Source organism: Haloplanus natans DSM 17983 (assembly GCF_000427685.1).
Taxonomy (GTDB): domain Archaea; phylum Halobacteriota; class Halobacteria; order Halobacteriales; family Haloferacaceae; genus Haloplanus; species Haloplanus natans.
This window is the reverse complement of the sequence record NZ_KE386573.1, coordinates 1100938-1113591: the sequence shown is the minus strand read 5'-3', so window position 1 is coordinate 1113591 and position 12654 is coordinate 1100938. Positions and strand designations below refer to the sequence as shown.

At 55.0% G+C, this 12654-nt stretch carries 8 protein-coding genes and 1 tRNA gene; 3 read left to right on the top strand and 6 right to left on the bottom strand.

Annotated elements, in window-relative coordinates:
• Positions 1-33 precede the first annotated feature (33 nt).
• From HALNA_RS07885 to HALNA_RS07875, 3 genes are all read right to left on the bottom strand, one after another.
• The gene (locus HALNA_RS07885; protein WP_049935843.1) at positions 34-2211 is read right to left on the bottom strand and encodes an AAA family ATPase; all 2178 of its coding nucleotides are present in this window, start codon (positions 2209-2211) and stop codon (positions 34-36) included.
• A gap of 51 nt (positions 2212-2262) precedes the next feature.
• On the bottom strand, positions 2263-3081 hold the full coding sequence (locus tag HALNA_RS07880; RefSeq protein ID WP_049935842.1) for a fumarylacetoacetate hydrolase family protein: 819 nt from the start codon (positions 3079-3081) through the stop codon (positions 2263-2265).
• 216 nt (positions 3082-3297) lie between these two features.
• Positions 3298-3372 (bottom strand) — tRNA-Glu (locus tag HALNA_RS07875).
• Between the two features lie 604 nt (positions 3373-3976).
• Here HALNA_RS07875 and HALNA_RS19895 point away from each other — a divergent pair.
• Together HALNA_RS19895 and HALNA_RS07870 are read left to right on the top strand one after the other, a co-directional pair.
• A complete protein-coding gene (locus HALNA_RS19895; protein ID WP_157573484.1) occupies positions 3977-4225 on the top strand; it encodes a hypothetical protein in 249 nt (82 codons plus the stop codon).
• A gap of 413 nt (positions 4226-4638) precedes the next feature.
• Positions 4639-8100, top strand: coding sequence for an Eco57I restriction-modification methylase domain-containing protein (locus tag HALNA_RS07870; protein ID WP_049935841.1), 3462 nt, complete (start codon positions 4639-4641; stop codon positions 8098-8100).
• A gap of 160 nt (positions 8101-8260) precedes the next feature.
• Here the strand turns inward: HALNA_RS07870 and HALNA_RS07865 are convergent, their stop codons facing one another.
• Entirely contained in the window at positions 8261-8725 is a 465-nt protein-coding gene (locus HALNA_RS07865; protein WP_157573483.1) for a hypothetical protein, read from the bottom strand.
• A 28-nt stretch (positions 8726-8753) separates the two neighbouring features.
• The gene (locus tag HALNA_RS07860; protein WP_049935839.1) at positions 8754-9209 is read right to left on the bottom strand and encodes an SWIM zinc finger family protein; all 456 of its coding nucleotides are present in this window, start codon (positions 9207-9209) and stop codon (positions 8754-8756) included.
• Between the two features lie 173 nt (positions 9210-9382).
• On the opposite strand from HALNA_RS07860, the gene HALNA_RS07855 reads away from it, so the two are divergent.
• On the top strand, positions 9383-9622 hold the full coding sequence (locus HALNA_RS07855) for a FaeA/PapI family transcriptional regulator (RefSeq protein WP_049935838.1): 240 nt from the start codon (positions 9383-9385) through the stop codon (positions 9620-9622).
• 646 nt (positions 9623-10268) lie between these two features.
• On the opposite strand, the gene HALNA_RS19890 is transcribed toward HALNA_RS07855, so the two are convergent.
• Positions 10269-12332, bottom strand: coding sequence for a hypothetical protein (locus HALNA_RS19890; protein WP_157573482.1), 2064 nt, complete (start codon positions 12330-12332; stop codon positions 10269-10271).
• Positions 12333-12654 lie beyond the last annotated feature (322 nt).

The window sequence follows — 12654 nt, the reverse complement described above, 5'->3', positions numbered from 1 at the left end:
CGACCGGATGACCGCCGACGCGAGGGTGGACGGTTACCCGAGCGACGGGGCGACCGTCTCCAGTGCGGCCTCGAACTGCTCGGCCGTCAGCGACACCTCGTCGGCGTGGTCGTTCGCCTCGGGGCCGGGGTAGGCGTCGGCCACTGCCCGCACAGCGAGCATGGCCGCCTCCCGGCAGACCGCGGCGAGGTCGGCGCCCGAATAGCCGGCGGTTCGCGCCGCCAAGTCGTCGAGGGCAACGTTGTCGGCGAGGGGTTTCTCCCGAGTGTGGACCGCGAGGATGGCTCGCCGCGCGGCCTCGTCGGGTGCCGGCACCTCGACGTGGGACTCCAGGCGACCGGCCCGGAGGAGTGCGGGATCGAGGGCCGACTTCCGGTTCGTCGCCGCGAGGACGATCAGGTTGGGGTTGTCCGCGACGGCGTCGAACTCCGTCAGGAGTTGGGAGACGACGCGCTCGGTCACCTCGTTGCCGGCGCGGTCACGGTCCGTCGCCACGGCGTCGATTTCGTCGAAGAAGACGATGGCGGGTGCGGTCTGGCGCGCGCGGTCGAACACCTCCCGGACGGCTTTCTCGCTCTCGCCGACGTAGCGGTCCAGCAACTCCGGTCCCTGTACGCGGACGAAGTTGACCTCGCTCTCGGCGGCGACGGCACGGGCGAGAAGCGTCTTCCCCGTCCCCGGCGGCCCGTAGAGCAGGACGCCCGAGGGCGGGTCGGCGTCGGCCGCCTCGAACAGCGAGCCGTAGGTGAGCGGCCACGTCACGGCGCGTTCCAGCGTCGCTTTCGCCTCGTCGAGACCGCCCACCGACTCGAACCCCTCCGTCGGCGCCTCGGAGACGTACTCGCGCATGGCGCTGGGGTCGACACTCGCCATCGCCGCCTCGAAGTCGTCGCGTGTCACCCGGATATCGCCCGTCGCCGTCCCCTCCCGCTTGGCGCGACGGAGCGCCGACATGGCCGCCTCCGTCACCAGTGATTCGAGGTCGGCACCGACGAAGCCGTGGGTGCGGGACGCCAGTCGGTCGAGGTCGATGTCCGCCGTCATCGGCACGCGCCGGGTGTGAACGTCGAGGATCTCGCGCCGGCCGGCGACTCCCGGGACGCCGACCTCGATTTCGCGGTCGAACCGACCGCCACGGCGCAGCGCCGGATCGAGGTCGTCGACGCGGTTGGTCGCGCCGATGACGATCACCTCGCCCCGTGCTTCGAGGCCGTCCATAAGCGAGAGGAGTTGGCCGACGATCCGGTCTTCCATCCCACCACCGTCCTCGCGTTTCGGCGCGACGGAGTCGATTTCGTCGAAGAAGACGATGCTCGGCGCCTCCTCGCGGGCGCGGTCGAACACCGCGCGCAGGCGCTCCTCACTGTCGCCTTTGTACTTCGAGACGATTTCGGGGCCGGAGACGGAGATGAAGGTGGCGTCGACCTCGTTGGCGACGGCCTTAGCGATCAGCGTCTTGCCCGTTCCCGGCGGCCCGTAGAGCAGGACGCCCTTCGGCGGGTCGACGCCGAGGCGGGTAAACAGCTCCGGCTCCGCCAGCGGGAGTTCGATCATCTCCCGAACCAGGTCGAGTTCGTCGTCGAGGCCGCCGATGTCCTCGTAGGTAACGCCCGTCGCCGGGCGGGGGCCGGTCGCCGGACCGGCCGGACCGCCTTCGTCGTCGGCACCGGCGTCGCCCTCGGCACCGCCGGAAAACGCCGACGTTCGCTGCTCGCTCCCCCCACCGACCAGCCGCACGTCCGTCCCCTCGACTGCTCGGACGGCCCCGTCGGGGTGGGTGCCGACGACCACGAAGGGGTCGGCGGCGAGGCTCTCGACGCGCACCTGATCGCCGTCGCGGAGGGGGCGATTCTCGATGGCTCGCCGGAGTTCGCGGCGCACCGACTCGCGATTCGTGTCGACGCCGGCGGGTGCCGAGAGCGTGATCGAATCGGCGTCGGCGACGCTCGCCCGTCGCACCCGAACGGTGTCGCCGACGGCCACGCCGGCGTCGCTGCGCGTCCCCGCATCGATCAGGATGGTGCCGGCCGGCACCCCCGCGCGCGCCGGCCACAGTTTCGCTACCGTCTCCCGCTCGCCCGCGATGGCGACGGCGTCGCCGCTCAACACGCCGAGTCGCTTCCGGGCAGCCTCCGGTAACCGCGCGATACCCCGGCCCGCGTCGCGTTTCTCCGCGCTCCGGACCGTGAGTTCGATCCCGCCGTCGTTCATTACCCGCCGGTAGGGTCCGACCGGTCCTGTACCCTTCGCTCCTCGCGGCGACTACCGTACCACGTCCGCGCCGACCGGTCCGATCCGGTCCACCTCGGCCCGTACCAGGTCTCCCGGTTCGATCGGATGGGCGCCGGGCGTCCCCGTCGAGATCACGTCGCCCGGCTCCAGTGTCATCACTCCGGAGTGGTAGGCGACGAGTTCCCGCGGCGAGAACTGCATGTTGGCCAGGGTGTTTCGCGCCCGCACCTCGCCGTTCACGACCGTCCGCACCTCGATATCGTCGAGCGCTCCGTCGGCTTTCGGCACCGCGATATGCGGTCCGAGAACGAGAAACGTGTCGTAGCTCTTTGCCCGCGTGAGAAAGCGGGGGTTGCGCGCGAGAACGTCCTCGGCGGTCACGTCGATCACCGGCGTATAGCCCGCGATCACCGACTCGGCGTCGTCGACGGCGACGTTCCGACAGGTCCGTCCGATCACGACGGCGAGTTCTGCCTCCGCGGTGACGCAATCGGACTGTTCGCGGGGCGGCAGCCGTATCGGGCCGCCCGGTCCCGTCGCCGCGGTGGCCGGCTTGAAGAAACTCGCCGGCTCTTCCGGTGGTTCCTCCGAGAGGTCCGCAGCGTGGTCGGCGTAGTTGAGGCCGATGCCGAACAGTTTGCCGGGGTCGTCGAGCGGCGGGCCGAAGGTGACCCCGTCGCGCGGAACTCGGTCAGCCGTCGCGTCCGCCGGGTCCCGCAGGCCCGTCGTCGCCCGCGGCAGGGCGTCGTGGACGCTCGATGCGTCGGGATAGAGGGCCGTGAGCGGAACGACTCCGTCGTCGTCGCCGACGAGTGGGCGGCCGTCGGCGGTGCGGGCGAGATAGCGCATCAGTGAGTACCCCGTCGCCGGGTGTCGGTGAGTCCGTCCATACCGAACCTCGCGGCGGCGACGATAATGAATCTCCGGTCGCAGTCGCTCACTACGTTCGAGAACTGCTCCGACAGGGATTCGAACCCGATTGCGAGACTCGTTGACGCTCGTCTCGCGTGGTTCGAACCCCTTCGTGTGCGTTTCGCTCGCGTCACAGCGTGACGCTCGCTGCAATGCTCCGACAGGGATTCGAACCCTGGTCATTGCCGTGAGAGGGCAATATGATTGGCCGGACTACACTATCGGAGCAAACTTCGGCTCGCGCCTCAGTTTATATGTGTAGCACCCTTGGGGGCTTCCACACTCAATTGGACGTACCGATTGCTTATAAGCCCTGTTTTTTTGCTTCGTGAGCAACGTCGACTCGCCGTACTTCGATTATAATTGCTCTGACACAGACTCAACGTATCCAAAAAGAGCGAACACGCGACTCTTCTCCCCATGGTCAAGCACACAACTAATTCCAATGAGATGAGTGGCACAAAAATATTGGCCACCCAAATCATTATTATACCCCGTAAAATCGGCGCTCTCACATACGGAACTGCCGTAATGACGACGGCGAGACGGAGGACTTGGCCAGATAGAGAATGAGTGTTGGACAAGCACTACGACAAGGGTTCAGAGGTGGAGAGGCAGAAAGATAACGAGTTATACGAAGGCAGTCACGGAGGTAGTCACGTCTATAAAACACCAATTGACTAATGAAAATATATCTCTTCGTAACGTATCAAATACCTCCGATTTGCGCGTCTCTATCATCTATTATAGCGTATGAAGAGAAAAGGAACAGGACTGATCCTGATAAATACCATAGACAATGACAAAATTGACACAGCAAATATTCGTATACGTGACGAAGGAGCAGAAAGAGAGATGGGAGCAGGGAGCGGAAGATGCGGGAGTATCCCTTTCAGGCTTTATAAAAAATATGACCGAAGCAGGGATGAAAAAGTTCGACAGGCAAATCAATAGCGACGAATCGAATGAAGAACTGAGAAAACAACGAGACGAAACCCGCAGAGAATTAATACAAGCCCGTCGACGAATACAGTCACTTGAAAATAGGCTTGAGGAAGTTACTTCGGATAGTTCAGAATAAAATTCATATACTACCTTGAGGATACGTGATTCCCACAGGGAACGTGGGCCACCCAATGACTTGGTCAAACTACAGTTGCTCCCCTCCGGTTGCGACTTCATCAGTCCCGCCCGGTCGAGATCCGAAGTAAGTCGTCCCGCTCGTTGTGAGAATTTCGCGCTGGCGTAGTAGGCGAGTTAGTGCTTCCCACCTGATGTTGTCCGGAGAAAACCGGGCGCGACCTTGTGAGAAGCTGACCGTTTCATTTGAACCGTCGAACGGTTGAGGGTCGACGCAGTCTCCCGATGAGTATCATACGAAGCACACCTATTTTAAATGCGCTTGTCAGGAAGCAGGGAGAACCGTCACTTAGAGAGTAGACTCCCTCCGGCAACGCACCTTTTAATTGGTGCGCTTGAGAGGCAAGATGTAGAATGCCCGACCCCGCTCTGCCCGATGAGGACTCTATACTTGATACAGAAGATGTACGCGAGGTTTTGGAAACATTCGTTATCGAATTGGGCGACCGATTAGACACCCACGACATAGAGCGAGTTCTAACCGGAGATGAAGATAATTTGACAAGCGCCGACCTTGGAACTCGCCCGGAGTCTTTTACCGAAAATCACCTCATCTACCCTCTCTTGGAAGCCGCCGGATTGGACTATGAGCCTCGACCGTTCGGACAAAGCGGTGAGCGGGCTGTGTGGCCCGACTTTGAACTCACCAACTTTGAGCCCCACACTATCGGGGAAGACAAACCACTCAACAACGTAGATGAGGCAATTCCTGAGGTTAAAGAATATCTTGATAAGAAATCTATAGGAGCTGAGTACGGGATCGCGACGGACGGGATTGAATGGTACATTTTCCGGATTGAGCTTGGCGGGGACTTCACCGAATACCCGGAGATTCAGTATGTGGATATTCGCCCTGCCCTGCTTGAAGTAGCGAGAGATACCGGGGTGGTTTCCTCTACAAGCCTCACGCACGTTGACGTAGAGGAAGAGCTTGATGGTTTTGTCTCTACCTTTGACCGTCCCAAGTTCCAAACGCTTCTTTCACAGACCGCTCCGAAGACACTCCGTGATGAACGGAAGAGAGACGTTGAAGCCTTCTATGAACTCTATATTGAGCTTCTGTTTGGCGAGAGCGATGAATACGACTATGAGACCTGCTTGATGGATGATATTCGCTCCCCGTCCGGGGCGACGGAGAAGGATGAACGACTCTTTGGTATCACTCTGATGAACCGACTACTGTTCATCAAATTCCTTGAGTCTCGGGATATTCTGTATGACGGGTTTCTCCGTGACCGGGTAGATCACTATGAGCGGCATGAAAACGTACTCGCAGGGAACCTCTACGAAACCCAAATCAGGCCCCTGTTCTACAAGCTTCTCAACACAGAAGTTGATGACCGAGAGCCAAAATATCGGAGGGGTTGGTTTGATGAAGTGCCCTACCTGAATGGTGGTCTCTTTCGTGAGAACGTCCCCGAAGAGTCCAACTATACGGTGATTGACCGAATCCTCCCGACCGTCATTTCAGACCTGATCGAAGGTTCTCAGTTGGAACTCAATGGAGGGGGGTTTGACCCTGCTATCTTGGGGAGCGTGTTTGAGAAGACTATCAACCACATAGAACAGGAACGGGAACAGAAGGATACGGGAGCCTACTACACCCCGAACGACGTTACGGAAATCGTTAGCAGGAACGCCATTGACCCTAAGATTCGGGACGTACTCATAGAGACGTTCGTTGATATTGTCTCTCAGGATGATGACCAAGCTACGGTAATTCGAGGACAGTTGGATGAGATGGAGCTTTCTGAGATATTGGAAGCGGTGGAAGAGGGACGCAGTTGGTTCGCTACCCCTGAAGCCATTGAGGAAGCGAATGACCGCCTCTCACAAATCAAAGTCTTAGATCCTGCTTGTGGGAGTGGTCACTTCCTCACGTCGGCTATGGATGAAGTGTACCGGGCTCAATTGTCCCTTCAGCGAGGGCTCAGCCACGGTGATACGCCCGATGCAGAAACCCGATTCCATCTGAAGCGGAATCTGGCACTCTCCGGTATCTACGGGGTGGATGCAGACCGTATAGCTACTGAAATCGCCAAGCTTAGGGTATGGCTGAAGATTGTGGAAGACAACAGTTGGACTCCGGAGTTCGGGAAACTCCCCAACATTGATGTTAACATCATAGATGGGAACTCGCTTATTGGGCTCCCAATCAAGGGGATGACCGATGTTTCCCTCGATTTCGCTGATGTTGAGGAACAGATGGAGGAAGTGCTTGAACTCAGGAAGCAATACAAGAAAGAGGAAACGGAAGACCGGACGGAGATTGAACAGTTAGAAGAAGAGATTCGCCCGGTTCTCAACAAGGCCTACGTTGACCAACTGAACTACACAGTTGAAACCAAGTTTGAGAAAGCTGAGGAGTTTCGGAAGTTTTGCGACTCCATTCAGGAACCTCAGCTACACAGCAAATTGGTTTCCATCAAGGTAGAGCGGGTTGATGAAGAGGAACTATCGGACAATGATAAGGATCGGTTAGGGGACCTTGGTTTTGAGTGGCAGGAATGGCGTGACACCAACAAGAGCGCATCCCTTGATGTAGCCGATAGAGAGCGTGAGCTTCGGGATGATGATGAAACGGATGACCCTCAGGAAACGCTTGTAGATGAGCTGTGTGAGCTTCTGAGCGACGGCTTCGTTTTCTCTCAGGTTGAACGGCGACCGATCGGAGATGATTTGAATGACGTTCTCGGGACACCCTTCCATTGGGCGGCTGAGTTCCCCGAAGCTAACAGCGAAGATAACGGGACTCTTGACGTTGACTTTGATATTATTGTAGGAAATCCCCCGTATGGTGACCTTCTGAGTGAGAGCGAGGATGCTCTTACAGCTACCTACCGGACTGCCGGAGAAGACATAGCCGCTCTTTTCGTTGAGAGGCAACTTCAGTTGTTAGCTGAAGATGGGTACTTTGGGAACGTAACCACCCTGAAGTTGGTCTACAAGCGGTCTATGGAGGAGATTCAAGACTATTTGCGCGAAACGCTTGACCGAACAGATATTGCCTGCTTCGCTAAGCGCCCGTCAAAAGTGTTTGAAGGGGCTGAGGTGCGTATTGCGATAATTAGTGGGAAGAAGGCATCTTCTGAAGGAAAGGGGAGCATTTACACAAGTGACTTCATCCGATTTGACAACGACAAGGACAGGGATACTCGCTTCCGGAATATCACCTACAGGAATACAGACGGTTATACGCTCAGGAATGACGGTATAGATGGGGACGGTAAGCACGTAGCTCTCGCTAAGGTCGGGTTGGAACATATAGAGAATATCCTTCAGAAGCTCAAAGAACAGCCCTCTCTCATCAAAAAGCGAGAGGAGGATTCAGAAACAGACCATGTGATCTGGCGAAGACGGGGAATGGACTACTTCACTAATCCGATGTTGGAGAAGCTGTATTCAGGGACAGATGTGAAGGGGATTTATTTTAAGTCCGAATTAGAAGCCCGTTCCGCGTTCTTGGCGATTAGCTCATCAGTTTTCTACGTTTATTGGTGTACCTACGGAGATATGTTCCATCTGAACTTGGGTGAGATTCGCGGATTCCCACTCCCTGAGGAAGATGAGCTTGAGTCACGCCGTGATGAGATTATAGAAATATCTGATAGGCTGTGGAATACCATGGAAGACGGCTTCAATGCTGACGTGAAGAACTTTGACAACTATGAGATGCAGAAACCCATCATCGAGGAAGCCGATGAAGTGATGGGAGAACTCTACGGGCTCTCAGAGGAGCAAATCAATTTCGTTCAGGGCTATCATTCGGAATACGGTCGCCACGGCCCTGAGGACTCGCAACTAACGGATTACTGAGCGCGTCTTAGAGCTTATTCGACTTGTGCAGTAGCACTTCTCGTCAGACTCTCAGAACGTCCTATATCTCCCACTGATGTTTGAGGAGTCAAGAATTTCTCAGAGAACCCGCGCCGCCACTTCCATCACCACCAGCCCGCCGACCGTCGTTAGCCCGACTCTATTTTTTCTCCTCCGAGAGAATATGGTCTATGTCCGGACAGTTTGAACACATCTGTCCGGATAGGCGTAGAAGCTCCTCTTCCGAGAATTCAGACAATGGAGTCAACTCCTCGGATTCGGGGGACGGAACGATCATCCGATGATTGCAAAGAACCGTCCCGTCATGGACGAAGTGAGTCCGATACTCCCTTTCCGTACCGGAGATGAAATCATCATACGTACCCTCTGGTTCGTAAATCAGATGTGGTGGCTCTCGCACGTCAAGCCAGCCCGTCCTGTTGCTAAATTCACTCGGCCATAGCACCGATTGGGGAGTTGAATGCAAGCCGTCATCGAACTCACCGCAGTACGTTCCTCTAACAGGGTCATATGCCCACAGGATCTCGCCCTCATCATTCTCGAATACCGGAATATACCCGTTTGTGAAGGCCATTACTATTTCAGTTGGTTCTTTGAAACACATGATGTTATATCTCTAATCTATTGCTTATCTATTGCGCTCGGTAGCACGGCCAGCAGGAGAGAGTCCCCAAGCCCTCACACTCACAGTTCCCATCTTTGGGGTGCCCTCCGTCCGTTACCGGAGTGGGGTTGACGGAGTCCGGACTTTCGAGTGGTTTCTCAGGAAACTCCGCCGCCGCATTCATCACCACCGGGCCAGCCACCGCTACGAGGGCTAATTTATGCTTGCAATCGTAGTCGTCCCTGAAACGGTCAGCAGGGCATTCGCACTCTCGGGGTACAATCGTTCCACCCACGTCCTCGACGGCCACCACGTAGGCGTGTAGGTCCCTCTCGACCCCGTAGGATTCGTTCGTCACTAAGACTTGGAGTGGCCCGACGATGCGGAATGACCACGCTTCCCAAGTCACACGCTTGGCTGTCTTCGCGCCGAAATTCAGATACTCAACAGCACTCTTTTGTCTACCGCCTTCGTTGATTTCCATTGGCTTTCTCCTACCAGAGAAGCCGGCTCCGGGTGTCTCAGCACCCGGACGCTTTCACGTCCCGAGGGAACCGTTCTTCTCACCGTTACCTACGTGGGTATCCGATATAGGTGTATCGGTTGCTCACGTAAGTAATGGAAACAGGTATGGAGTGTCGTTGTCTACATCATCCTATGAGCCAAGAGCGTGACGAGAGCGGGCGGTATCAGGCCACGGTGCCCCTTGACGCCGTCCTTGAGCTGTTCCCCGATACGGAGCCTCGAACGACCAGCGAGGTAGCAGAGGCGCTTGACGTGGCTCAGAAGACGGCCTACAATAAACTCGAATCGCTCAGAGAACGCGGGGAGATACGGAAGAAGAACATCGGCGGGCTTGCCGTTGTATGGTGGCGACCAGATCCCCCTGACGAGTGAGAAGTTAATGTTGCTCTCAGAAAACGCCGTCGCGTCTGTACTGGTGGACGTATTTGACTAACTGGTACCTATCCTGCCCTTCGTTTTCTGAGTGGATCATAGAGAGTAACGCTTTAATGAGTAACATCAGTTGAACCCTCTACGTATAGCATACAAAATAAGTATCTGATTGCCACGGTACCGGCTCGCACGATCCTGTCCTCCTCGTGTTCTGATCGAGGAGGGGGTTGGTACTTCGTCAAGTCCCCCCTGCGCGTTCAAGAGGAGTCGGCCGAAAATGCGCGAGCAGATTTTGGGGAAGTCACAATGGGATTTCCTCGTTGATCTCGGTTATCGCCGGCCCAAAGTCTCGCTAAGGAAATTCCCGATTTCGGTAGCATGGAAGCTCTTCTCGCTGGTGGACAGCCGGGAGGGTCTATCTGTTCCGCCTGTATCCAACACGATCATAGAAGATCTGTATAAGCAGTCAGAATACAGGAACAGCCGCGTTTCCTGTGTTGCTCATTTGTATCTAACAGTTTGGGCATATCCGGCGGTTTGCTGATGTAGTGTTCGCCGGCGTTTTCTGAGAATAACATTACAGTAGGAACATATGAAGATCGTTACCTTTGCGTTACAGAGATTTATGTAAGGGAGAGGTAACGATTTATTTCATTTTGATAGTCAAATCAATCATCGGCTGTAACGTTCCTCCAATGTACCTGTATTCATCGGCTCCATAGTCGCCAGTCCCTTTTGATTGGAAGACAATATCCTGATCAGATAGTTTGGCCAGCACATCCACTACGTGCTTATCAGAAAGGCCGCCAAGCTCCTCTGCTAATGCATCCACTATCATTCTCTTCGTGAATACTCCGTCACTTCTATACACATAATCCGCGATAGTGTCCCGTTTGGTTGCCTTCCGAAGATCAACTCCCGGTATCTTCACATCAATCATATGTTGGGGGATAGCGTTTGTCCACACGTAGACTACTGCCCCGCTGTTTGTATCGCGGATGTTTCGAGCATAGCGACCTATACTCTGTGCAATATGGACTTCCCGTACGTCTTCGAGAAATTCCTGAGCCGCGTCGGCATCTTCTCCGACAAATCCACGCCCGTAAGCTCGTAGTGGCTCCCCCTCTTCGTCAATGCGGGGATTCCCATCCTTGTCCACCGCATCTTCGGGTTCTGCAAACAGATCTAATAACGCTAAGTTATTGAGGATTCCAACATCGCCGGGGTCAACGCATCCTAATAAGAGTCCAACAGCCTCATTTTTGAAATTATTGAGACTCTTCTCACCGCCATAATGCATTAATTCGGGATCGACAATGCCTGCGTTCTTCATAAGATGGGATATATCGCTCTTGATCTCTTTTGGACAAATACACGTTCGGAATAGCCCTCCAAACTTTTCGCGTAGAGCCTTAATAATGATATTCGCTTTCTTCTCCTGACTTGATGCACGCCACCCTCTCGTGAGAGGGTTAGTGTAACTTCCAACTTGAACTACGAACAGTCCTCGCTCATTCGTTCGCCAGTACCGCTGTTCATTTGAAGTGAGTAATTCTCCGAGTTGAAATTCTATGCCTGCGTTGAATTGCCACAGTCGTTCTGATGGATGGGCATCCAACCCAATCACACAACGAGTCTTAGAAAGATCGGGTGCTTCGTGGATTTGCCTAACAGTATTCTCGGTATCAAATACGACTGTAAGTAAATCGTCCTGTCCCCGGAATCGATTATTCCCTACCTCGTAGGCATTTGTTATTGCTCTAATGAGAGACGGGATGAGAGTATCTGTCTTCCTTTTCGCTCCAAATTTCTCTTTGCGTGTAAGGTTGTCCTCAGACAGGCCCCGGTAGCCGGCTAATTTCTCATAGTATTGTTCCGGCATGTCTTCCATATCTTCTGTCTCGGAATTGCTTTTCTGCGAGGTTTTGATCAGATCTTCCCAATCATACTTCGTCGCTTGAGGCCGTCGACTGTGGAGTAGCTGAGTTACTGCTACCCGTAGTCTATTTTGAGTGAACTCAATTTCATAGTCGGGTCGCTCGTCAAAGATGAGATTTGAGCCTACTGTTAGATTTCCAAGCTTAGCGAAGGCCGACGTTGCGTGGATAACATCGTATTCAACCTCCCCCTCCTGATTACGAGGTACGTTATGCCATTGCGTTTTTGACGAACACGCCCCCGTTGCTTCGCAGGGGAGTCCCTTGTTCTTTTTACTGAGGTAGTTATGAGCTTCAGAGAACGGAATACGCTCTTTATCACACTTCTTGTCAAACCACTCTGAGGGAGTAAGCATTTGAATGCGCGGCAACTTTCGATCAAAATCGCCGTTAGCCACCGGGCACACTTCGTTGCGGGCTTTGAGAACAGCATATTTCACACCTGCTTCTTTACTCATCTCTACTGCACCGTCACGAGCGTCTGTTGTCTGCGAAATGTGAATGATCGGTTGACCGCCTGTGATCTCGGGAAAGTCGCGCCACGGGGTTGTAGCGATAGTGTATGTCTTCCCGAGACCAGTCGGGGCAGTTAGGAGCGTGTTTTCGCTATTTTGGAGAGCATCGTGAAGTGCTTCGGATAGACGATCTTCGGCGTCCTCTGTTGTTATCGGCGTCCCTCGCTGAGCGTCAAGCAGGACTTGGTGTTCCCCCTCAGAAAGTTCGAGTTTGTTTGTGATGCCGGTCGTAATTGATTGTAGATCGTCAGTTTCCATTATGAGCGAAGCCCGTTGCCGTAGAGGGTTCTTGAGTAGGAACACTTGGTAGAATGATAACTGTATTGATGAGTGTGACGAGATTGAAAGGCTGGTACGGTGAAGCTCAATACAAACCGGGCGGGTTTCTTCCGGACAACTCCTATGACAGGGGTAGCGTGGACGCTCAGGGACCTTCCAAGCCTGTTGATCCCCGGAGGGTCACGCAGTAGAGTTAGTAGGGGTGGGTTGGTCTGATGGGCGGGTGGCGTTTTCTGAGAACAACTCCTACGGAGATGCTTATTGAAATCTTCCTCAGTTAAGACGACGGTCGTTCATCGAT

Bases quoted from the DNA above. Each gene is read 5' to 3' on its own strand.
- HALNA_RS07885 (WP_049935843.1), bottom strand. From the start codon at position 2,211: ATGAACGACGGCGGGATCGAACTCACGGTCCGGAGCGCGGAGAAACGC.
- HALNA_RS07880 (WP_049935842.1), bottom strand. From the start codon at position 3,081: ATGCGCTATCTCGCCCGCACCGCCGACGGCCGCCCACTCGTCGGCGAC.
- HALNA_RS07870 (WP_049935841.1), top strand. From the start codon at position 4,639: ATGCCCGACCCCGCTCTGCCCGATGAGGACTCTATACTTGATACAGAA.
- HALNA_RS07865 (WP_157573483.1), bottom strand. From the start codon at position 8,725: ATGTGTTTCAAAGAACCAACTGAAATAGTAATGGCCTTCACAAACGGG.
- HALNA_RS07860 (WP_049935839.1), bottom strand. From the start codon at position 9,209: ATGGAAATCAACGAAGGCGGTAGACAAAAGAGTGCTGTTGAGTATCTG.
- HALNA_RS07855 (WP_049935838.1), top strand. From the start codon at position 9,383: ATGAGCCAAGAGCGTGACGAGAGCGGGCGGTATCAGGCCACGGTGCCC.
- HALNA_RS19890 (WP_157573482.1), bottom strand. From the start codon at position 12,332: ATGGAAACTGACGATCTACAATCAATTACGACCGGCATCACAAACAAA.